Source organism: Collinsella aerofaciens (assembly GCF_001405375.1).
Taxonomy (GTDB): domain Bacteria; phylum Actinomycetota; class Coriobacteriia; order Coriobacteriales; family Coriobacteriaceae; genus Collinsella; species Collinsella aerofaciens_F.
In genome coordinates this window covers 160,814-181,422 of the sequence record NZ_CYYP01000002.1, presented here as the reverse complement: position 1 = coordinate 181,422, position 20,609 = coordinate 160,814, and the positions used below count along the sequence as shown (strand labels likewise).

The 20,609-nt window shown below is 61.5% G+C and carries 13 protein-coding genes; 10 read left to right on the top strand and 3 right to left on the bottom strand.

Annotated features, from left to right (window positions below; translation table 11 throughout):
• Positions 1–22 precede the first annotated feature (22 nt).
• On the top strand, positions 23–5,332 hold the full coding sequence (locus ARB25_RS01835) for a Spy0128 family protein (protein ID WP_055285352.1): 5,310 nt from the start codon (positions 23–25) through the stop codon (positions 5,330–5,332).
• Between the two features lie 607 nt (positions 5,333–5,939).
• On the opposite strand, the gene ARB25_RS01830 is transcribed toward ARB25_RS01835, so the two are convergent.
• Both ARB25_RS01830 and ARB25_RS01825 read right to left on the bottom strand, forming a co-directional pair.
• Positions 5,940–6,569: a response regulator gene (locus tag ARB25_RS01830; RefSeq protein WP_055285351.1), complete on the bottom strand. Its 630-nt coding sequence runs from the start codon at positions 6,567–6,569 to the stop codon at positions 5,940–5,942.
• Positions 6,566–7,711, bottom strand: coding sequence for a histidine kinase (locus ARB25_RS01825; protein WP_055285350.1), 1,146 nt, complete (start codon positions 7,709–7,711; stop codon positions 6,566–6,568). The genes ARB25_RS01830 and ARB25_RS01825 overlap by 4 nt, the downstream gene beginning before the upstream one ends.
• A gap of 197 nt (positions 7,712–7,908) precedes the next feature.
• On the opposite strand from ARB25_RS01825, the gene ARB25_RS01820 reads away from it, so the two are divergent.
• The 6 genes from ARB25_RS01820 (at position 7,909) to ARB25_RS01795 (ending at position 16,194) form a co-directional block, all read left to right on the top strand.
• Entirely contained in the window at positions 7,909–8,847 is a 939-nt protein-coding gene (locus tag ARB25_RS01820) for an ABC transporter ATP-binding protein (protein WP_055285349.1), read from the top strand.
• A gap of 9 nt (positions 8,848–8,856) precedes the next feature.
• Positions 8,857–10,044, top strand: a complete 1,188-nt coding sequence (locus ARB25_RS01815; RefSeq protein WP_055285348.1) for an ABC transporter permease — start codon at positions 8,857–8,859, stop codon at positions 10,042–10,044.
• Positions 10,031–11,236, top strand: a complete 1,206-nt coding sequence (locus ARB25_RS01810; RefSeq protein WP_055285347.1) for an ABC transporter permease — start codon at positions 10,031–10,033, stop codon at positions 11,234–11,236. Before ARB25_RS01815 ends, ARB25_RS01810 begins: the two co-directional genes overlap by 14 nt.
• A 253-nt stretch (positions 11,237–11,489) precedes the next feature.
• Complete coding sequence (locus tag ARB25_RS01805) at positions 11,490–12,203, top strand: ABC transporter ATP-binding protein (RefSeq protein ID WP_040359674.1); 714 nt, start codon at positions 11,490–11,492, stop codon at positions 12,201–12,203.
• Positions 12,204–12,211: 8 nt separating this feature from the next.
• A complete protein-coding gene (locus tag ARB25_RS01800; RefSeq protein ID WP_156327651.1) occupies positions 12,212–14,878 on the top strand; it encodes an ABC transporter permease in 2,667 nt (888 codons plus the stop codon).
• Between the two features lie 110 nt (positions 14,879–14,988).
• Positions 14,989–16,194: a DUF362 domain-containing protein gene (locus ARB25_RS01795; RefSeq protein ID WP_055285345.1), complete on the top strand. Its 1,206-nt coding sequence runs from the start codon at positions 14,989–14,991 to the stop codon at positions 16,192–16,194.
• 164 nt (positions 16,195–16,358) lie between these two features.
• On the opposite strand, the gene ARB25_RS01790 is transcribed toward ARB25_RS01795, so the two are convergent.
• Positions 16,359–17,324, bottom strand: coding sequence for an alpha/beta hydrolase (locus tag ARB25_RS01790; protein ID WP_055285344.1), 966 nt, complete (start codon positions 17,322–17,324; stop codon positions 16,359–16,361).
• A 186-nt stretch (positions 17,325–17,510) separates the two neighbouring features.
• Here ARB25_RS01790 and trhA point away from each other — a divergent pair, with 186 nt between their 5' ends.
• From trhA to ARB25_RS10275, 3 genes are all read left to right on the top strand, one after another.
• Positions 17,511–18,194: a PAQR family membrane homeostasis protein TrhA gene (gene trhA, locus ARB25_RS01785; RefSeq protein ID WP_172676303.1), complete on the top strand. Its 684-nt coding sequence runs from the start codon at positions 17,511–17,513 to the stop codon at positions 18,192–18,194.
• Between the two features lie 110 nt (positions 18,195–18,304).
• A complete protein-coding gene (locus ARB25_RS01780; protein WP_055285343.1) occupies positions 18,305–19,678 on the top strand; it encodes a hemolysin family protein in 1,374 nt (457 codons plus the stop codon).
• A 24-nt stretch (positions 19,679–19,702) separates the two neighbouring features.
• Positions 19,703–20,536: a cyanophycin synthetase family protein gene (locus ARB25_RS10275; RefSeq protein ID WP_070100715.1), complete on the top strand. Its 834-nt coding sequence runs from the start codon at positions 19,703–19,705 to the stop codon at positions 20,534–20,536.
• Positions 20,537–20,609: the final 73 nt, after the last annotated feature.

Genomic DNA, 20,609 nt, shown 5'->3' with positions numbered 1-20,609 from the left:
CACGAGCAACGAGAATAAATTCATGCATGCCGTGTCGAGTAACTATCCGGATGCCACATCGTCCGTAAGCCATGGCTTTTTTGGAACTGAGGAGTGGAATGTCAATTTCGGCAACCCCGTTGCCGGTGCTAGCTACTACAAGTCGGCGACCAACGCCGCCGAGCTTGATCAGGTCTTTAAGGACATCTCGAGTGCCATTACGTCGGGCAAGGGTTTCCCGACCAAGGTCGAGGGCAACAATCCCAGCGGTTCCGGCTACATCACATTCGAGGACGAGCTGGGCGCCTTTATGCAGGTCGATAGCTTTACCGGTGCCGAGTACAACGGCAAGACCTATGGGGCCGCCACCAAGTCGACCGATGGCAATATCGATACCTATACGTTTGATGGCGAGCTCGCCCATCTTGTAATTACGGTTGATCGCGCGGACGAGAACAATCCGCAGCGCGGCGACATCGTGACGGTCAAGGTCCCCGCATCGCTCATTCCGCTGCGCCGTTTTACCGTTGACGAGTCTGCGGGCACGTTTGTGGTTGACTCCACGGATGCCATCTCGCCTATCCGCGTTGCGTATGCATCGAGCGTAAAGGCTATTGCACGCAAAAACCTGTTTACTCCCAATAACGTACCGGGACTGCAGGATTACATCAATGAGCACAAGGACGCCGATTCCAATACCGTTAGCTTCTACGCCAACAAGTGGACCGGCGACGATGCGGGCGATACGGTCGCAAGCTTTGAGCCTGCTGCTATAAACAGCTACTACTACTTCCAAAAGCTAACGCCCGTCTACACAGACGCGGCTTGCACCAAGCTCGCAACGGAAAAGCCTTCGGGCTCTAAGACCTATTGGTACAAAGATGAGTTTATGGCGCAGAACTCGTTGGGCGCGCCGTACGATGATTCCGTTTCGATCCCGGTTAAGGGAAGCGAGCTCGAAAACTTTGAAGGTGCTTTGGTAAAGGATGGCGATCACTGGTCGATTAAGGCTGGCACCGCGCGCCTCGCCTTTATCAACCAGCTTCACACCACCAAGGAGCGTGTGGGCGGAAACCCGACGGACACCGCACGCGACGTGATCAATCCCCAGTGGAACAACACGAAGGTTGTTTCTGGTGCGACGAAGGTCAATGTCTACCTGGGCAATAACGGCAAGATTAGCTTTACGCTCAATACCACGCCGACAACGTTGACAACTGCCGACTTTGGCCTGACCAAGGTGCTCGAGGGCCGCGACTGGACGGATGAGGACAAGTTTGAGTTTGGCCTGACGTCCGAGGACAACGCCCCGATGCCCAGGTCCACGACTGCGTTTGCAACCAAGGGCCATGCGGACATTAGCTTTGGCGAGATTGCCTATGACAAGCCGGGCACGTATGTCTACAAGGTTAGTGAGAATCATGCCGGGACCACGGTCGACGGCATCGCCTACAGCAAGAACGTTGCAGAGTTCACCGTAACGGTGACACCCAACGCAAAGGGAAAGCTCGAGGCTTCTGTGAAGAAGACCTCGGGCGAGGTCGAGTTCAAGAACACCTATACCGCCAATCCCGCTGAGTCGAGCGTCACCGATCAGATTACAGTTACCAAGGTCCTGACCGGCCATAAGCTCCAGGACAATGAGTTCTCCTTTGAGCTCGTTGAGGGTGAGGGCGAGGACGCGTCGGTTGTCGAAACCGTTAAGAATGATGCCAACGGCAACGTTGCGTTCAGCGCCATCAAGTACACCGAGATCGGTCAGCACATCTATACGCTGCGCGAGGTCAAGGGCAATGCCGGCGGCATCGCCTACGACAAAACCGTCTATACCGTCGTGACGACCATCGCCGACAATGGCAAGGGCCAGCTTGTGGCCACGCATAAGCTGAAGGGCGCCGAGGACGTCAAGAAGATTGAGTTCAAGAACTCCTACACCGTGACGCCCAAGAGCTCCAGCGTCACCGACCAGATCACCGCGACCAAGTCCCTGACCGGGCGCAAGCTTGCTGCCGGCGAGTTCTCCTTCGAGCTCGTCAAGGGCGACAAGGTCGTCGCCACCGGCACCAACGACGCCAGCGGTAACATCACGATGGGCACCGTCAAGTATGACAAGGCCGGAACGCATACCTACACACTGCGCGAAGTCAACGGCGGAACCACCAGCAAGGGCATCGCCTACGACGGCAAGACTTACACCATCGTGACCACCATCACCGATAAGGGCGACGGCACGCTCAAGGCCGAGCATGTCCTGAAGGATGCCAAGGCTGCCGAGTTCAAGAATTCCTACAATCTGACCCCCACTGAGTCCAGCGTCACCGACCAGGTCAAGGCGACCAAGTTCCTGACCGGGCGCGCGCTTGCCGCCGGCGAGTTCTCCTTCGAGCTCGTCGAGGGCAACAAGGTCGTTGCCACCGGCATCAACGACGCCGAGGGCAACATCACGATGAGCGCCGTGAAGTACACCGAGGCCGGCAAGCATACCTACACGCTGCGCGAGGTCAACGGCGGAACCACCAGCAAGGGCATCACGTACGGCGACGCCAAGTACACCATCGAGACCACCATTACCGACAAGGGCGATGGCACGCTCAAGGCTGAGCATGTCCTGAAGGACGCCACGGCTGCGACCTTCAAGAACACCTACAGCGTGACCCCGCTCGACGCAGAGCTCGACTTTGATCTGAGTAAGGCTATCGACGGTCGCGACTGGACGGACTCCGACGAGTTCAGCTTTACCATCACCGCCGCCGAGGGCACCCCGCTGCCCGATCCTGCAACCGTGACCGTGAACAAGCACGATGCGAAGGATGGCATCGCTGCCGTCAAGTTCGGCAAGATCCGCTACACGGCTGCCGGAACCTACACGTACGAGATCCGCGAGAACGCGGGTAACGCGGCCGGCATGGCGTATGACGGGCATGTCGCGACCGCCGAAGTGACCGTGACTGAGGACGGCGAGGGCAAGCTGACCGCCAATGTCACCAAGAAGGAAAACGGACGCTTCACCAACACGTACCGCACTGAGCTTAACTACACCGCGGCCGGCGGCCTCAAGCTCAGCAAGAGCCTCTCCGGACGTCCTATGACCGAGGGTCAGTTCACGTTTACCGTGACGCCTGCCGACGAGGCCTCGGCCAACGCGCTTGGCCTGCTGCCCGGAGCCAACAACTTCAAGTCCCCTGCGACGGCAGAGGCAACGGTCGGCCTGATCGACATCCTGGCTGGCCATGAGGTCAAGTTTACGCAGGCTGACGCCGGCAAGACCTTCACGTACACCGTAGCCGAGAAGAATGACGGCAAGCCCGGTTACACCTACGACGACGCCGTGCGTACCGTGACGATCGCCGTCGCCGATGACGGTGCCGGTACGCTTACCGCCACGACGACCGTCTCCGGCGGTCCCGAGGGTACGCATACGACGGTCCACAAGAGCGGTGAGAACAAGGTCGAGAGTGCCCTGGTTCCGTTCCACAACAGCTACAGCGCTACGACCAATACGCCTGGTGGTACCGCTGCTCAGGTCGTTGCCACCAAGACTCTGACCGGTCGCCCGATGGCCGACGGCGAGTTCTGGTTCGGCATCGCCTATCAGGGTGAGCTTGTGGCATACGAAAACCTCAAGCCCAATATCGGCGGGCACGTGAGCTTTGATACGCTGCACTACGACACCAAGATGCTTGCTAATCTTGAGGCTGCTGGGCTTGCTTATCGTACCGATAAGGACGGCAAGCTTGCCTGGACCATTAACTACACGGCCTACGAAGATTTATTCGGGCTGCCGAATGGCGTTTCCGCTACAACGTGGAGCTTTGGCTTTAAGGTTATCGTCGTCGACAACGGTGACGGTACCCTGACGGCGACGGTCGACTACGGCGGCGTCGAGCCCTTGTTCGAGAACGTCTACGGCGCCGACGCCGTGGATGCTGCGCTCACCGGTACTAAGAAGCTCCAGGTTGCCGAGGGCCTGACCCCGGCCGACATCACGGGTAAGTTCACCTTTACCGTGACCGCCGACGAGGCAGGTGCCCCGATGCCCGAGCGCACGACCGTAACCAACGACGCAGTCGGTAACGTGGACTTTGGCAAGATCCACTTTACGCTCGAGGACCTCAACCGCGCTCTGGGCGTGACGGACGATGCGACCGATAAGGCCGAGGCAGACGAAGCTGACAACGTCGATGCTGACGAGGCAGAGGCCGAAGAGGCCGACGCCGACGCTGATGCCAACGCCGACGAGCCCAGCGACGAGTCCGATCCCGCAACCCCCACCGCTCCGCGCTCGCACACCTTTACCTATACGGTGACCGAGTCCGGTAGCGCCCCTGGCGTGACTAACGATGCCAACGCCACGCGCAAGGTTTCCTACACCGTGACCGACGACGGCGCTGGACATCTGAGCGTCGTGCACGAAGGCGACGACGGTGCGGCCTTCACGTTTACCAACACCTACGGCGTGGCGCCCACCGATTCTTCCGCGACCGATCAGGTCAAGACGGTTAAGCGTCTGACCGGACGCGACCTTTCAGCCGGCGAGTTCACGTTTGAGCTGCTCGAGGACGGCGTGGTTGTTGCAAGCGGCACCAACGACGTCAACGGCAACGTTACGCTGAGCCCGATCCACTACGAGGCACCCGGCACGCACACGTACACGCTGCGCGAGGCTTGCCCCAACGCGCTCGGCCTGTACAAGGGCGTCACCTATGACGGTACGACCTACACCGTCGTGACCACCGTCTCCGACAACGGCGATGGCACGCTGACCGTGACGCACAAGCTCGAGGGAACTACCGAGGCGGCTGGCTTTACCAACAAGTATCACGCCATGCCTACGCAGGTCTCCATCGGCGCCATCAAGGTGCTCGAGGGGCGCGAGCTCAAGAAGGACGAGTTTAGCTTTAAGCTCGTTGGCGAGGGCATCGAGTCCACCGTCACCAACGATGCCGACGGCAAGATCAACTTCGACAAGTTCGAGTACGACGAGCCCGGTACGTACGTCTACACCATCAGCGAGGTCAAGGGCGACGAGGCCGGTATGACCTACGACAAGTCCGTCTTTACCGCGACCGTCAACGTGGCCGATGACGGCGAGGGTAACCTCAAGGCGAATGTCGTCTTTGCCAAGGGCGATAAGAGCGTCGAGGGTATCGTGTTCAACAACACGTACAAGAAGCCCGAGACGCCCGTGCCGACGCCCGATCCCGGCACGCCCAAGACCGTGACGAACATCGTCAAGACGGTCAAGGGTTTCCTGCCCACCACAGGCGACCAGCAGGCTGCCGCTCTGCTTATGGCATTTGTCATCGCCATGGCCGGTGTCGGTGCCCTGGTCTGGGGTATCCGTAAGCGTTAGGCACGCTGGTAGCGCCCGGGGCCAAAAGGCCCCGGGCGGCCGGCGGGGAGCCAGAAATGTAGCCCCCACCCCACCCCCAGCCGCCACGGAGGCATCTCCCTCCTCCGTGGCGGCATTTTTGTGCGTGGGGGAGGTGGGTGCGCCACGAAATCGACCCATCTACTACGTTTGGCCCCTTACCTCCAACCATGCCAAAAAACGCCAAAACATAACCGCAGGTAGAACGCCTGCGGTTATGCTCAAAACGAAGGTATGGTCAGGGGCGTCGAGTCAAACGTAGTAGATGGGCCGGTTTCGTGGCGCGCGGTTCCGGCTGATCCCTTGGGGGCGGAGGAAAACGGATCATTTTGGTCCCGTGAGGCTGGCGGAGGCACTCGTGCAGGGCCGCCCGAACAAAACTATGCCGGTTTACGGGGCTGAGTCACGAGTCCCCAACCATGCCGATATTCGTGAAAATAAAATCGCAGGTAGACGAGCCGTCATTTTGCAGAAAACGCGGGTATGGATGGGGGTCCTGAGTTTAGCCCCGTAAACCGGCATAGTTTTGAAATGGTATTAAATCGGTGGCAGCCATTTTGCTATGCCGGGGCGGTCAGTCGTTGGGCAACTACCCTCGCAGGTAGGCGATGGCGATCTGCGTGCGGTTGCGCAGGCCCATCTTTGCAAGGATCGAGCTGATGTGGTTGCGCACGGTGCCTTCGCCCATGTAGGCGGTGGCGGCGATCTCCTTGTTGTCGAGGCCGCGGGCGATGAGCTCGGCGACTTCGAACTCGCGGTCGGTTAGGCCGGCAAAGGCTGTGGGCCGGCGGGGCGCGTCGGCTTCGGTGCCCGCCCCATTAAAATCGATATCCTCGATCGCCTTGCCCTCGAGCACGCGTTTGCCATCCATGACCTGTGCCAACGCCGGCGGAATGGCGGCGACATCGGTCTTGATCAGGTAGCCGCGGGCGCCCAGTTTAAGCGCCGACACAATGTACTCGTCATCCGAGAATGTCGTCAGAAACACCACGCGCGCCGTGGGGTCGCGCTCAAGGATTTCGCGTGCCGCCGAAAGGCCGTCGCGTCCCGGCATCTGAATGTCGAGCAGCGCGATGTCGGGCGCGTGCTCGCTGTAGAGCGCGACCGCCTCGTCGCCATTGGCGCCGGTGCCCACCACTTCGATCTGCGGCTGGGCGCCCAGGATAATCTTGAGCGAATCGACCACTAAGCGGTCGTCGTCGACAACGATGAGCCTCATCGGTCCTCATCTCCTTGCTGTTTGGGAACGGTGGCAAACACGCGCCAGCCGCCGGCGCTGGCACGCGGGCCGGCGGTGAAGGTGCCGCCAAGCGCCTCGATGCGCTCGCGCATGGAGGCGAGCCCCATGCCCTCCGCAGCGCCGCGGCCGCTTGCTTGGACCCCGCCCGCGCCATCGTCGGTAACGACAAGCTGGTAAAACGACGGATGTTCCATGCATCGTACGGTGACGGTCTGGGCGCAAGCGTGGCGCATGGTATTGGAGAGTGCCTCGCGCAGGACCGCTGCAAAGCAGTTGGCGACATTTGCGGACGCATGCTCGGCCAAAACTTCAAGCTCAATCTGCGGGCCGCCGTCCGAGCGCGCGCCTTCAACAATGCGTTCGAGCTGCACGGAAAGGTCGACGGCGTTGTCGTTGAGCGCGTGGACGCTGATGCGCACAAGCTGGAGCGCCTCGTCAACCGTGCGTTTAACGTCGGCGAAATCGGCGGCGACGCCAGACTCGTCGGCGTGGACCACGCGTAGGGCTTCGGCCTGCAGCGAGGCGCGCGTGAGCTGGTGCCCGACGTTATCGTGGATCTCGCGCGCGATGCGGGCGCGTTCGGCGAGCGTCGCGAGCTCGACTTCGTAGTCCTGGCGGTCGGCAAGGTCGCGGTTGCGCGCTTCGAGCGCGAGGGCTCGTTCTTGCAGTCCGTCGCGGGTACGGCGCATGCGCTGTTGCTCGCGCTCCAGCTGGGCGGTACGTAGCGATAGCAAGGTGGCGGCAACCGAAAGGATGGCGGTCAGCAGGAGCGTTCGGGTGGTGAGCGCGCCGCCGCGAAGGTCCGCGACAAGCGCGCAGACAAACACGGCGCCAATCGCCAGCGCGGGCCAGATGCGTTCACGGCGCACGCGTCGCGCGATGTCATAGAGGGCGAGGGGCGCAAACGGCACAAACGGCGGTATAAAGACGGCCGCGATGATGTAAACGTAGCTCGCGGCCTCGCTTGCACGGCGCGTGCGTTCATCCTGTGCCACCTCGGCCAGCGAGGTGGCAATAACGCCAAGGCAAAACGCCGCGACTAGGCGAGCGTCCACAGCAAGACCCATGGCGGCCACAATACAGCACGCCAGCACGATCGATTTGTCGAAAAGCCTGTTCATACGGGTATTGTACGCGAAGCCGCGCGTGGTGGAGGGGCCGCCTGCGCAACTGTGACATTCCTCCCACGCGGCAAATCGGGGGCGTCGGCAGGCCACGCGGCCAAGCCTCGCACTCGTGACAAAGCTCACTGGTGCGCGCCGGCGGCTCCTGCGATGATGCAATCGTACCGGGCCGCAATCAACGGAAGGGCCGCCTCATGACAGACATCGTTCACGTCGAAAACCTCGTCAAGCGCTACGACGACCTTATCGCGCTCGACCACTTTAACCTCAGCATCGCCCCCGGCGAGATCTTTGGCCTGTTGGGCCCCAACGGCTCGGGCAAGACCACGTCCATCAACTGCATCCTGCAGCTGCTCGCCTACGACAAGGGCACCATCGAGCTGTTCGGCGAGCCCATGACGCCCGCCCGCTACGACCTCAAGCGCCGCATCGGCGTGGTGCCGCAGCAGGTGGCGGTGTTCGACGAGCTTACGGTGCGCGAGAACATTGACTATTTCTGCAGCCTTTACGTTAACGACCGCAAGCGCCGCCGCGCGCTCGTGGACGAGGCAATCGACTTTGTCGGCCTGGGCGACTTTGCCAAGTTTCGCCCCGGCAAGCTCTCGGGCGGCCTGGCGCGTCGCCTCAACATCGCCTGCGGCATCGCGCACAAGCCCGAGCTCATCTTCTTTGACGAGCCCACGGTGGCGGTCGACCCACAGAGCCGCAATGCCATCCTGGAGGGCATCTGCCGCCTGCGCGACGAGGGCGCTACGGTGGTGTATACCAGCCATTACATGGAGGAAGTCGAGCAGATTTGCAGCCGCATCATGATCATGGACGGCGGGCGCGTGCTGGCGCAGGGCACCAACGACGAGCTCAAGCGCATGATTCAGATGGGCGAGCGCGTGACTGTCGAGGTCGGCGCCGTCGAGACCGCCACGGTCGAGCGCCTGCGCGCCCTCGAGCACGTGCTTTCGGTTGAGCTTTCCGGCGGCGAACTCGTCTGCACCTGCGAGGCGAGCCCGCACAATCTGGTCGACATCCTCGACACGCTGCGCGCCGCCGACGTGGCACTCGGCCGCGTGTGGAGCGAGCCGCCGACCCTCAACGATGTGTTCCTCGAGATCACCGGCCGCGAGCTGCGCGACTAGGGGGCAGCCATGTTCAACACCATCATCACCACGGTCAAGACGCTGCTGCGCCGGCCGAGCACGTGGGTCTGGGGCGCGGTCTTTCCCATTGCGCTTTCAACGATGTTTATGTTTATGTTCGCGAACCTGAGCTCTGACGGCACGGTCGACCCGGTGCCGGTGGCCGTCGTGGCGAATGAGGCCTGGGACGCCTCGACCTTTAAGGACGTGACGACTTCGCTTGCCAAGGAAGGCGACGATCAGCTACTTGAGATCCACGAGTACGAAGACTTGGCTGCCGCGCGCAAAGCACTCAAGGCCGGCGAGGTCTCGGGCATCTATACGGTCGACGCTGCGGGCACGCCCAAGCTCACGCTGCTATCGAGTTGCGACGGCTCGCGTGCCTCGTCCGTGCTCACCGACCGCAGCATTCTGGAGACGGTGGCAAGCTCGTATACGCAAAATGCCGAGCTCATGTTCCAGATTGCCCAGGACAACCCGGCGGCGCTCGCCGACCCGGAGGCGGTTGCGCGCGCCCTGTCGCTCGAGGGCGGCACCCGCCGCGTGAGCCTTACGCGCACCACGCCCGATGGCACGGTCATCTACTACTATGCGCTCTTTGGTCTGGTCGCGATGATGTCTGCCGAGTTTGCCGCCTTGAGCGTCGTCGATTTGCAGCCCAATCTGTCTGGCCTTGGCGCACGTCGCTGCGTGGGCGGCCTTTCCAAGACAGCGTCGCTGGCCGGCATCTTTGTCGGCTCGTGGCTGGTCTCCTTTGCCTCGATGACGATCGCGATCGGCTACGTGCGCCTGGTGGTCGGCGTCGACTTTGGCGGGCGCGAGGGACTGTGTTTGGTGGGCGGCGCCGCTTCCGCGCTTGCCGCCACGGGCTTGGGACTCTTTGTGGGCACGCTTCCCGTTAAGGGCGGCAAGGCGTCCAAGTCCGGCATCCTTACGGGCTTTGCCACCACGTGCGCCCTGTTCGCCGGCCTCTACGGCGAGCCGGCGATGGCGCTTGCCGACGATGTTGCCCGCGCCTGCCCGGCCGAGTGCTGGCTCAACCCCGTCAAGCTCATCTGCGACATGTTCAACCGCCTGTATTTCTTTGAGGACCTGGGGCCCTTCGCCGTCCGCGCCGGCGCGCTGGTCCTTATGGCGCTGCTGTTCGTTGCCGCCGCCACGCTGACCTTTGGAAGGAGCCGCTATGAGCACCTTTAAGACTGCGCTTCGCATGGCGCTGGCGCACCCGTTCTACCTGCTCATCTATACGGTGTTCATCTCGCTCATGGGCGTATTCATCGCGGCATCGGTGAGCTGGAACTCGTCGCAGCTCACCGAGTACGAGCCCTACGATGCCAACGTGATCGTGGTCGACCGCGACGACAGCGACCTTTCGCATGCGCTCACCAAGCACCTGGGGTCGCGCTTTGAGTTGGTCACGGGCGTCGGCGACGATACCTACGATCTTGCGGACGCGCTCTCCAAGAGCAACGGCGCCAAGGGTAGCGCCGACTGCGTGTTCTTTATCCCGGAGGGGTTTGAGAACGACCTGGTCGCGGCCGCCCGCGCGGGGGAGGCCCTGCCCAAGCTCGATGTGACCTACGGTGCCGGCACCATGGCGGCGGCGCTTTCGTCTGCTGAGGCCTCGCGCTGGATTTCGCTCGCGGGCGCTGCAGCGGCCCTAGAGCCCGCCGCCTCTAATGGTAGCGTCGCCAAGGCCGCCGAGCATGCCGCCGCCAAGCGCGCCGAGGTCCAGATTGAGCAGGTCAAGGTTGGTTCGACTGCCGCCGCCATGCTCAAGTCGTATTTCAACTTTGGCGCGTACGCGATCATCTCGTCGGTCATCGTATCGGTGGGGCTGGTGTTCTCGGGCATGAACGAGCCCGAGCGCGTGCGTCGTATGGATGCCGGCCCAATCTCCGAGCGCCGGCGTTCGCTCGCCGTGTTTGCGGCCGCCACTGTGATCACCGTCTGCATCTGGTTTGTGTCGAGCATGATGGGCGTCGTGGGCTTTGCCGGCGCGGTTGCCGAGGTCGGCGTGGGTCGTGTGTGCCTGGCGCTGGCGGCGACGTTTGCCCTGGCGTGCACGCCTCTGGCCGTTGGCTTTGCCCTTTCGAGCCTGGGTGCGCGTGAGGAGCTGCTCAACGGTGTGGGCAACCTGCTCGGCATGCTCATGACGTTTTTGGGCGGCGCCTGGATGCCGCTGTCGCTGATGGGCCCAGCCGTGCAGACCGCGGCGCATTTTGTGCCGACGTATTGGGTGAACGACGCGATTGGCAAGGCGCTCGCCGCGGACCTGACGTCCACCGTGCTGGGCGACATCGCTTGCGATCTGGGCGTCACAGTGCTCTTTGCCGCGGCCATCGCCGCCGTAGGCCTAGCCCTCGCCCACAACAAATCCCACGCCTAGACACCTACTCATTGGGGACAGACTTAAACGACCAAAAGTATTCATTGGGGACAGACTTAAATGACTAGCCATCGGGGGCAGATAAGGAGCGTCCCCAACTGCCGGGTGGCGAAAGAGCGTCCCTTGTGACTGGTCATTTAAGAACGTCCCCAATGACTAGTCTGAAACAAATCCCCACTCTCGCCCCAAAATAGTTCGCCAAGGTTTACTATTACGTTCATAAAGTAGTACTAGGCTAACAATGGGGGATACCATGGCAACGCAGGAAGCCTACGTCCAGGTTAAGGATCTCAAAAAGCACTACGGCGACGGTGATGCGCGCCTGACGGTACTCGATGGCATCGACACGTCCATCAACCGAGGCGAGATCTGCGTCATGCTGGGGCCCTCGGGCTCGGGCAAGTCGACGTTTCTTAACCTGATCGGCGGCCTGGAGGATGCCGACGCTGGCTCTATTTTGGTGGACGGCTGCGACCTCACGGTGCTCAAACCTACCGACCTGGGCGAGTATCGCCGCCGTGAGCTGGGCTTTGTCTTCCAGTTCTACAACCTGGTGCCCGATCTCACCATCAAGGAAAACATCGAGGTCACGGCACACCTGTCCAAAAAGCCGCTCAACATCGATGACCTGCTGCGTTCGCTGGGTCTCTACGAGCACCGCAACAAGTTCCCGCGCCAGGTTTCGGGCGGCCAGCAGCAGCGCTGCGCCATCGGCCGTGCGCTCGTCAAAAACCCGGGCCTGCTGCTGTGCGACGAGCCCACCGGTGCGCTCGACTATAAGACGTCCAAGGAAATCTTGCAGCTCATGGAGGATGTCAACCGCACCTACGGCTGCACCATCATCATCGTCACGCACAACGCCGCCATCGCCCGCATGGCCAACCGCGTGCTGCGCCTGCGCGACGGACGCATCGTCGAGGATGAGCTCAACGAGTCGCCCGTTGCGGCCGCCGAGCTCGATTGGTAGACGGCGCCATGACACCTCTCGCAAAACGTCTCCCGCGCGAGCTGCGCCGCAATATCGGCAAGTACCTGGGCATCTTTTTGCTTATGTGCGGAAGCATCGCTCTCACCTCGGGCTTTTTGCTCGCGGCGCATTCCATCGGTTGCCTTATCGACGACATGCGCGATGCGTACACGATTGAGGACGGCCGCGTGACCACCTCCTTCGAGGCCACCAAAGACGAGCTCAAGGCCGCCGAGGACGCGGCCGACGACGTCGGCGGCGTCACGCTCTACAAGAATTTCTCCATCGACGCCATCATCAAAAAGACCGCCGGCGACGACGGCACCAAGCGCACGCTGCGCACCTATGCGCACCGCACCAAGGTCGATATCGCGTCCTACTGTGAGGGCAAGGAGCCCAAGACGGACGATGAGGTAGCCATCGACCGTGTCTTCGCCACCAACAACGACCTCGCCGTGGGCGATAAGGTTGAGCTTGAGGGTCGCGCCTACATCATCTGCGGCATCATGACCCAGCCCGATAGCCAGGCGCTGTTCCTCAACAATTCGGACTTTACGGTGAACACCATCACGTACGGCGTGGCCGAGGTCACCGATGGCGGCTTTGCCGCGCTCGAAGATGCCGGCGGCGCACCCGCCTACACCTACTCCTTCACCTTTACCGATCGCGACCTCCCCACCGCGGACCGCATCGACGCCGAGCAAGATATGGTCGAGGCACTGACCGAAGCCGATGCGCGCGTGGACGATCTGATCGATGCCGATTCCAACCAGGGCATTGGTTATGCGCGCGACGACGTGGACGGCGACTCCATGATGTGGATGACGCTGCTCGACATCATCATCGTGATTATGGCGTTCGTCTTTGTGGTCCTTACCGACGCCACCATCGAGGAGGAGAGCGCCATCATCGGCACGCTGCTCGCCAGCGGCTATCGTCGACGCGAGATTGTGCTGCACTACCTTGCGCTTCCCGCCATCGTGGGCGTGATCGCGGCGCTTTTGGGCACTGCGCTCGGCGTTGTATTCTTTACCGAGCCCATGCGCAGCCTCTATTACGGTTCGTATAGCCTGCCGCCCTTCCAGGTGTACTGGAGCTGGGAGATCTTTGTGAAGTGCGCCGTGGTTCCCGCCGCCGCGCTCATCCTCATCACGCTGGTGGGCCTGCTTCGCAAGATGGGCAAGACGCCGTTGCAGTTCCTTCGTCACGAGGCGAGTGGCAAATCGGGCACCAAGCGCGGCTTGCAGCTGCCGGAGCGCATGGGTTTTGTTTCCCGCTTCCGCCTGCGTATCTTCCTGCGCAACCTGGGCAACTTCGCCACGCTCTTCGTGGGCATTGCGTTTGCCTCGCTGCTGTTGCTCTTTGGCTTGGCGATTCTGCCCACGATGACGCACTATGCGGACAACCTCGAGACAAGCCTGGTCGCCGAACACCAGTACACGCTCAAGGCGCCGCTGGAGCTCGAGGGCACTGCCGAGGAGCGCGAGCAGTGGTCGGCACTCGAGCGCTTGCAGTCGGTTGACGGCGCGCTGCTTTCCGCCGCTCAGGATGCCGATGACGAGCTTGACGACGCGGCCGATGCTGCGCAGGCGGCAGCCGATGCCGCGACCGCATCTCCGTCTGCCGAGAGCCTGACCGCAGCGCAGGATGCGCTTGCCAAGGTCCAGGACAAGAAGGGTGCGCTCTACGCGCGCCTCGATGACCTTGCCGATGCCCTCGGCTGTGACCGCGACGAGGCTATCGACCTGATCGACAAGGCCTCTAAGATCGACACCGACAACGACGACATTCACCCGGTTAACACGACCGATAACGGTGCAGACAAGATTGCGCAGACCGAGAAATATGCCGTTTACCAGCTGCAATACGACCGCGGCGATGGTAATGGCGAGGAGACGATTTCTGTCTACGGCATCTCGCCCGATTCGCGCTATTGGAAAGACCTCAACGTCGGCGACGGCCGTGTCGTCTTTGGCGGCGGCCTACTCGACAAGTTTGGCTGGAACGAGGGGCAGAAGGTTAAGCTTCGCGACAAGTACGAGGGCAAGAATTATTCCCTTGAGTACGCGGGCAAGGACTGTGCCTGGGGCTCCAAGTCGGACATGAATATCTATATGAGTATCGACGACTTTAACGAGCTGTTCGGCAACGACGCCGCCTACTTTAACGGCTATGTGAGCGACGAGAAGCTCGACCTCGATGCTCGCTACTTTGCCGGCGACACCACGCCCGACGACATGCGGGCCGTGGGCGACCAGTTCATCGGCATGATGAGCAAAATGATCGGAATGATGGTCGGGCTCGCGGTGTTCATCTTCCTGCTGTTTATGTACCTGCTGACCAAGGCTGTGATCGACCACAGCGCCCGTTCGATCAGCTACATGAAAGTCTTTGGCTATCGCGATGGCGAGATCTCGCATCTGTACATCCGTTCGATCACGCTGTGCGTGGCGGCGTCGCTCGTGCTGAGCCTGCCGATCATTATTGGCTCGCTCACGGCCATCTTCCGTTCGATGCTGCTCGCCTACAACGGCAATATCGAGATCTACGTGCCCGCTTGGTCCATGGCGGCGTGCGTGGGCATTGGCTTTGCGACCTACCTGGTCGTGGCGCTGCTGCACATGCGTTCCATCAAACGTGTGGGCCTGGCCGAGGCGCTCAAAGTCCAAGAGTAGTCGTTTAAGAACGTCCCCAATGACTAGGTGCCGTACTTGACTTTAACTCTGCTTTAACTGGTACCATCCTCTTATGTCTGTAACGCCATATAGACCGAGGGGATATATCTATGACCGCAACTACACCCGCAGCACCCGCTAAGGTGTACTTCACCAACTTGCGCACGCATGCTCGCGAGAGCCAGCTCGACAAGCTCAAGCGCCTCATCCGTCACGCCGGTATTGAGCAGATCGACTTTGAGAACAAGTTCGTCGCCATCAAGATTCACTTTGGCGAGTTGGGCAACCTGAGCTTTTTGCGCCCCAACTACGCCCGCGCCGTCGCGGACGTCGTGAAGGAATTGGGTGGCAAGCCCTTTCTCACCGACTGCAACACGCTCTATGTCGGTAGCCGCAAAAACGCGCTCGAGCACATCGATACCGCCTACCAGAACGGCTTTACCCCGTATGCCACGGGTTGCCAGATCATCATCGCCGACGGCCTCAAGGGCACCGACGAGGCGCTCGTCCCGGTCGAGGGCGGAGAGTACGTGCACGAGGCTAAGATCGGTCAGGCGCTCATGGATGCCGATATCGTGATTAGCCTCACCCACTTTAAGGGCCATGAGCAGGCCGGCTTTGGCGGCGCCATGAAGAACCTGGGTATGGGAGGCGGCAGCCGTGCCGGCAAGATGGAGCAGCATGCCGCCGGTAAGCCGAATGTCGCGACCGAGCACTGCGTTGGCTGCCGTGCCTGCGAAAAGATCTGCGCGCACGACGCCGTCTCGTTCAACGACACCCGCGAGCGCGAGCTTGCCAGCGGCGCTACTCGCACGGTGCACGTGGCCACCATCGACCACGATCGCTGCGTGGGCTGCGGCCGCTGCATCGGCGTGTGCAACCAGGACGCCATCAAGCCCGGCTATGAGGCCGCGGCCGACGTGCTCAACTGCAAGATTGCCGAGTACACCAAGGCCGTCGTCGACGGCCGCCCGAGCTTCCATATCTCGCTTGCCATGGATATCAGCCCCAACTGCGATTGCCATCCCGAAAACGATACGCCTATCGTCAACGACATCGGCATGTTCGCGAGCTTCGACCCGGTCGCTATCGATCAGGCCTGCGCCGATGCCGTCATGGCATCCGAGCCGCTGCCCAACACCGAGCTCACCGACAGCGCCGCCAAGATGGAGCATAACCACGAGCATCTGGAGGGCGAGCAGGCGCGCGACCCCTTCTGCATCACGCATCCCGATACCGATTGGCGCGCGTGCATCGCGCATGCCGAGAAGATCGGCCTTGGCACGAGCGAGTACGAGCTCATCGAGGTCAAGTAGCGCCTAGCTATTGGACAAAACAAGCGCCTTTGTAGCGCTAGTTGAGCAAAAACCGCCCGTGAGCACAGCGCCCACGGGCGGTTTTTCAGAAGTGCGGTGAAAAATCGAATACCGCCGACCACAAACCGTTTTTTGGCAACAAAACCCCAGACGTTGCTTTTTGCCTAAAAATTCTTGTCGAGGAAGTCGTCGACCGTGTTCCAGTAGAGCTCGGGGTCAACTTGCGCACTCTTGGCGTGGGTGGCGCCATGGATAGTGAGCTTTTGCTTGACCTTGCTGGCGCACGCGTCGTAGTTTTGGTCGAGCATGCTGTACGGTACAAAGGTGTCCTGGTCGCCGTGGATAAACAGCATGGGAACCGTCGCGTGTTTGAGTTGCTCCACACTGCTCGCCTTATGAAAGTCGTAGCCCGCGCGCACGTTGCACACCAAGTTTGCTACATCGAGCAAGGGATAGCTGGGCAGGCCGAACACGTCCTTGAGCTGCAGGGAAAACTCGTCCCAAACACTCGTATAACCACAGTCCTCGATAATGCATTTCACGTTTGCGGGCAGAGATTCCCCCGCGACGTTCATGGCGGTCGCCGCGCCCATGGATTCGCCAAAGACCAGGATGCGCGCCTTGGGGTCAGCCTGAACGATTCGCTCGATCCATGCGACGATGTCGAGGCGCTCGGGCCAACCCATGCCGATATAGTCGCCGCCGGAGCGCTCGTGGGCGCGGGCGGCGGGTGCGAGTACGTTCATGCCACGGTCGTGGAAGCGTTTGGCGTATCGGGCCATACCGATGGGCTCGTTGGTATATCCATGCAGGCAGACGGCGTAGTCGTGCGTGCTCTCCGACGCAGCAAAATACCAGGCGGCAAGCTCGGTCCCGTCGTCCGCGGTGAGGTTGCTGCTCTTGCGGTTCTCTTTAAACCATGCCCGCGCCTCGGTATCCTCGGCATCCGGCTGCTCACCTTCTTTGTCGTTCTTGCTATCCTGCATCATCTTCATGGTGTATGGCGCGCGGGGATTCAGCGCGAAGTCAAACAGAAAGTTGCCGGCAAATCCGAGCAGCGCAACGACAACCACCGGTGCAACGATGCCGGCTATCTTGAGCTTTCGATGGGAACGTGCGTTTTGAGCCATGCGGTATTCTCCTATAAGATGTTAATACATCAACATTTAATGCAAGCGCATTATGGACGTTCGCCGTTGATGCGTCAACAGGCAAAGAATGGGTAAACAAAGGGTCACGTATGGTGCAAATTTCGCACGTGCCTAGACGCTTTGATATAGTGTTGAGAACTCTTTACGTTGGAGGATGTAACCGGCATGTCCGATTCGAGCGACAGTTCTAAGCCGCGACCCAAGACCGCGGCCGTTCCACACTACACAGTGGGCGAGGAGATCATGAACTCCGTCACCCATGGTGTCGGCTGCCTGCTGGGTATCGCGGGCCTGGTGCTCCTGATCGTATTCGCCGCCCTGCGCGGCGGAGGCCCGGCCCATATGGCCGCGGCGATTGTCTATGGCGTCAGCATTATCCTCGAATACCTAGCCTCCACGCTCTACCACGCGATTCAGCCCGCGCGCGCCAAGCGCGTGTTTCGCATCATCGACCACAGCTGCATCTACCTGCTCATAGCCGGCAGCTATACGCCGTTTTGCCTCATCACGCTCGCAAACGACGGCGGCGCTGTGCTGTTCTTTGCCGTATGGGCCATCGCCATCATCGGCATCGCCCTCGAGTGCTTCCTACGCGAGCGCCAGCCGCATTGGGTAAGCGGCCTGGTCTACCTGCTGATGGGCTGGCTCGTTGTCTTTAAGCTGCCCGAACTTGTTGCGCTGCTCAACCCCGTGGCACTTGCCCTGCTCGCCGTCGGCGGCGTGTGCTACACCGCGGGCGTGCCGTTCTATATTGCCAAAAACGTGCGCTATCTGCACAGCGTGTTTCACCTGTGGGTGCTCGCCGGCAGCATCTTCCAGTTCATGGCGGTGATCCTCTTCGTAATCTAGCGACCACGCCTGCGCGCCCGCGTTCTCGTTTGGGCGCCGGTGCAATTGCCGTATCCGCCATCAACGTTTTAACCTGACGTCCCGAATCTTGGAGGTTCGAGAAACTCCCGATGGACATAACCATCTCCCTTATCACCACCCTCGTTTTGACCCTCATCAACGGCTACTTCTCTATGTCCGAGATGGCGCTCACCACGGCCAAGCGCGCCGTGTTGGAGCACGAGGCCGAGGAAGGCGACAAGCGCGCCGAGCGTGCCATTAAGCTGGCTGCCGACTCCGACCAGCTGCTCGCCACCATCCAGGTTGCCATTACGCTCGTGGGCTTCGCCTCGTCCGCCGTCGCCTCGACGAGTCTGTCCGACCCGCTCGCCACGTGGCTCATGAGCTTTGGCATCGCGCCGCTCTCCGCCATCGCGCGCGGCCTGGCGCCGGTCATCATCACCGTCGCGGTCGCCTTCGTGTCCATCGTGATCGGCGAGCTCGTCCCCAAGCGCATCGGCCTGGCCAACGCCGAGGGCGTGTCCAAGCAGGTCGTGGGACCGTTGTCGTTTTTCCAAAAGATCGCCCGTCCGCTCGTGTGGCTGACCGGCGCCTGCTCCGATGGCCTGGCCCGCATCCTGCGCATCAAGAGCGCCGACGACCGCCAAAATGTCTCGGAAGAAGAGATCAAGTACATGGTCTCGGAGCAGGACGACCTGCTCGACGAGGAAAAGCGCATGATCCACGAGATCTTCGACCTAGGCGACACCGTTGCCCGCGAGGTCATGGTGCCGCGCGTGGACACCACCATGTGCGAGGACGACGAGACGGTCGCCGACGTGCTGTCCACCATGCGCCAGACCGGCTTCAGCCGCATCCCCGTCTATCACGAGGACCCCGACAACGTCGCCGGCATCGCGCACATCAAGGACCTGATCCAACCCGCGCTCGACGGCAAGGGTGACCAGCCCATCGCCGGCTTTTTGCGCGACGCCACCTTTGTGCCCGACACCAAGGACATCCTGCCGCTACTGTCCGAGATGCAGACCTCGCACGACCAGATCGTGGTGGTCGTGGACGAGTACGGCGGCACGGCCGGCATTATCACCATCGAGGATATCGTCGAGGAGATCGTCGGCGAGATCGAGGACGAGTTCGACCCCGACAACAAGTATCTCACGCGCCTTTCGCGCCGCGAGTGGCTCGTTGATGGGCGTTTTTCGTGCGATGACGCGATTGAGCTTGGTTGGCCGCTCGAGGAAAGCGATGATTATGAGACCATCGCCGGCTGGATTTTGGAGCTTTGCGACTCGGTGCCCGACATCGGAGAGGTGTTTGAGGTTGCGGGGTACAAGTTTAAAGTGCAGTCGATGCGTGGCCAGCGCATCTCGCTCATTCGCGTGATCGCTCCGGCCGAAACCGATAAGAAGGATTCCGAGTCTTCGGTAGACGAGCCGACGACGTCGGGTGCGGGTTCCGCGAATCCGCACGACGGCGACGAGTAGGACAAGGAAGAGTAGGGGAGAGTTATGGCAGGCCTGTTCAACATCCTTAAGGTCACCGTCAGCGAGGACAAGATCTGCGCGCATGTGCTGGTGAACCCCGGCATGCCGCTCATGACCTCGGAGGACATCGAGGCCACGGCGCGCGTGTACTACCTGGTGCCCGCGATTGCCAAGCACCTGTGCCTGGGCGATTCCGGCCGCGAGTTCCAGGACTGCATGGGCCAGACCGAGCTCTGCCATCTGCTGGAGCACGTGACGGTCGAGCTCATGAACGAGACCGGGCTTGCCGGCAGCATCTCGTGCGGCCGCACGCGCGTAAGCGAGCACGACGAGCGCGTCTTTGAGGTTGAGCTTTCGTGCCCCGACGACGCGCTGGCCATCGGTGCGCTGTCTTCGGCCACCTTTATGATGGACTGGGCGTACCTGCACGCCGACCAGCCTGCCCCCGACGTGGAAGGCACGGTCGCGGGCCTGCGCAACCTGGTGCTGGGCATGCGCGCCGAGGCCGAGGGCAAGGATCCTCACGAGGCCGTCGCCGCTGCGAACGGCGAAGATGCTGCCGAGGGCGAGGGCGCTGACGAGGGCGATGTGCCGGCCGACGCCGAGCCCGTTGCCGATGCGACCGCCGAGCCCGTTCCCACCGAGCCCCAGGGTGTCCCCAACTTTGACGACGAGCCCCAGGTGGCGATTGATACCGAGGGCGCGGTTGCCGAGAACCATGAGGCTTCCGCTGCCGTCTTTGGCGGTGCGGCGACGGTTCCGGCAGGACCTGCGCATGAGGGCAGCCTGCCGCTCGTGGACGGCGCCGGCGAGGACCCGGGTGCCACGGTGGCCATGCCGACTATGCCTCAGGAGTAGGCCTACGCGTTTATCACCATCACGTACCTGCGCCTTTGCCGTATGTAGATGAGCGGAGTGGCAAGTGATGTAC

What these genes read in the sequence shown, in the direction of transcription:
- ARB25_RS01835 (WP_055285352.1), top strand. Translation starts at nt 23, where the DNA reads ATGCATGCCGTGTCGAGTAACTATCCGGATGCCACATCGTCCGTAAGC.
- ARB25_RS01830 (WP_055285351.1), bottom strand. Translation starts at nt 6,569, where the DNA reads ATGAGGCTCATCGTTGTCGACGACGACCGCTTAGTGGTCGATTCGCTC.
- ARB25_RS01825 (WP_055285350.1), bottom strand. Translation starts at nt 7,711, where the DNA reads ATGAACAGGCTTTTCGACAAATCGATCGTGCTGGCGTGCTGTATTGTG.
- ARB25_RS01820 (WP_055285349.1), top strand. Translation starts at nt 7,909, where the DNA reads ATGACAGACATCGTTCACGTCGAAAACCTCGTCAAGCGCTACGACGAC.
- ARB25_RS01815 (WP_055285348.1), top strand. Translation starts at nt 8,857, where the DNA reads ATGTTCAACACCATCATCACCACGGTCAAGACGCTGCTGCGCCGGCCG.
- ARB25_RS01810 (WP_055285347.1), top strand. Translation starts at nt 10,031, where the DNA reads ATGAGCACCTTTAAGACTGCGCTTCGCATGGCGCTGGCGCACCCGTTC.
- ARB25_RS01805 (WP_040359674.1), top strand. Translation starts at nt 11,490, where the DNA reads ATGGCAACGCAGGAAGCCTACGTCCAGGTTAAGGATCTCAAAAAGCAC.
- ARB25_RS01800 (WP_156327651.1), top strand. Translation starts at nt 12,212, where the DNA reads ATGACACCTCTCGCAAAACGTCTCCCGCGCGAGCTGCGCCGCAATATC.
- ARB25_RS01795 (WP_055285345.1), top strand. Translation starts at nt 14,989, where the DNA reads ATGACCGCAACTACACCCGCAGCACCCGCTAAGGTGTACTTCACCAAC.
- ARB25_RS01790 (WP_055285344.1), bottom strand. Translation starts at nt 17,324, where the DNA reads ATGGCTCAAAACGCACGTTCCCATCGAAAGCTCAAGATAGCCGGCATC.
- trhA (WP_172676303.1), top strand. Translation starts at nt 17,511, where the DNA reads ATGTCCGATTCGAGCGACAGTTCTAAGCCGCGACCCAAGACCGCGGCC.
- ARB25_RS01780 (WP_055285343.1), top strand. Translation starts at nt 18,305, where the DNA reads ATGGACATAACCATCTCCCTTATCACCACCCTCGTTTTGACCCTCATC.
- ARB25_RS10275 (WP_070100715.1), top strand. Translation starts at nt 19,703, where the DNA reads ATGGCAGGCCTGTTCAACATCCTTAAGGTCACCGTCAGCGAGGACAAG.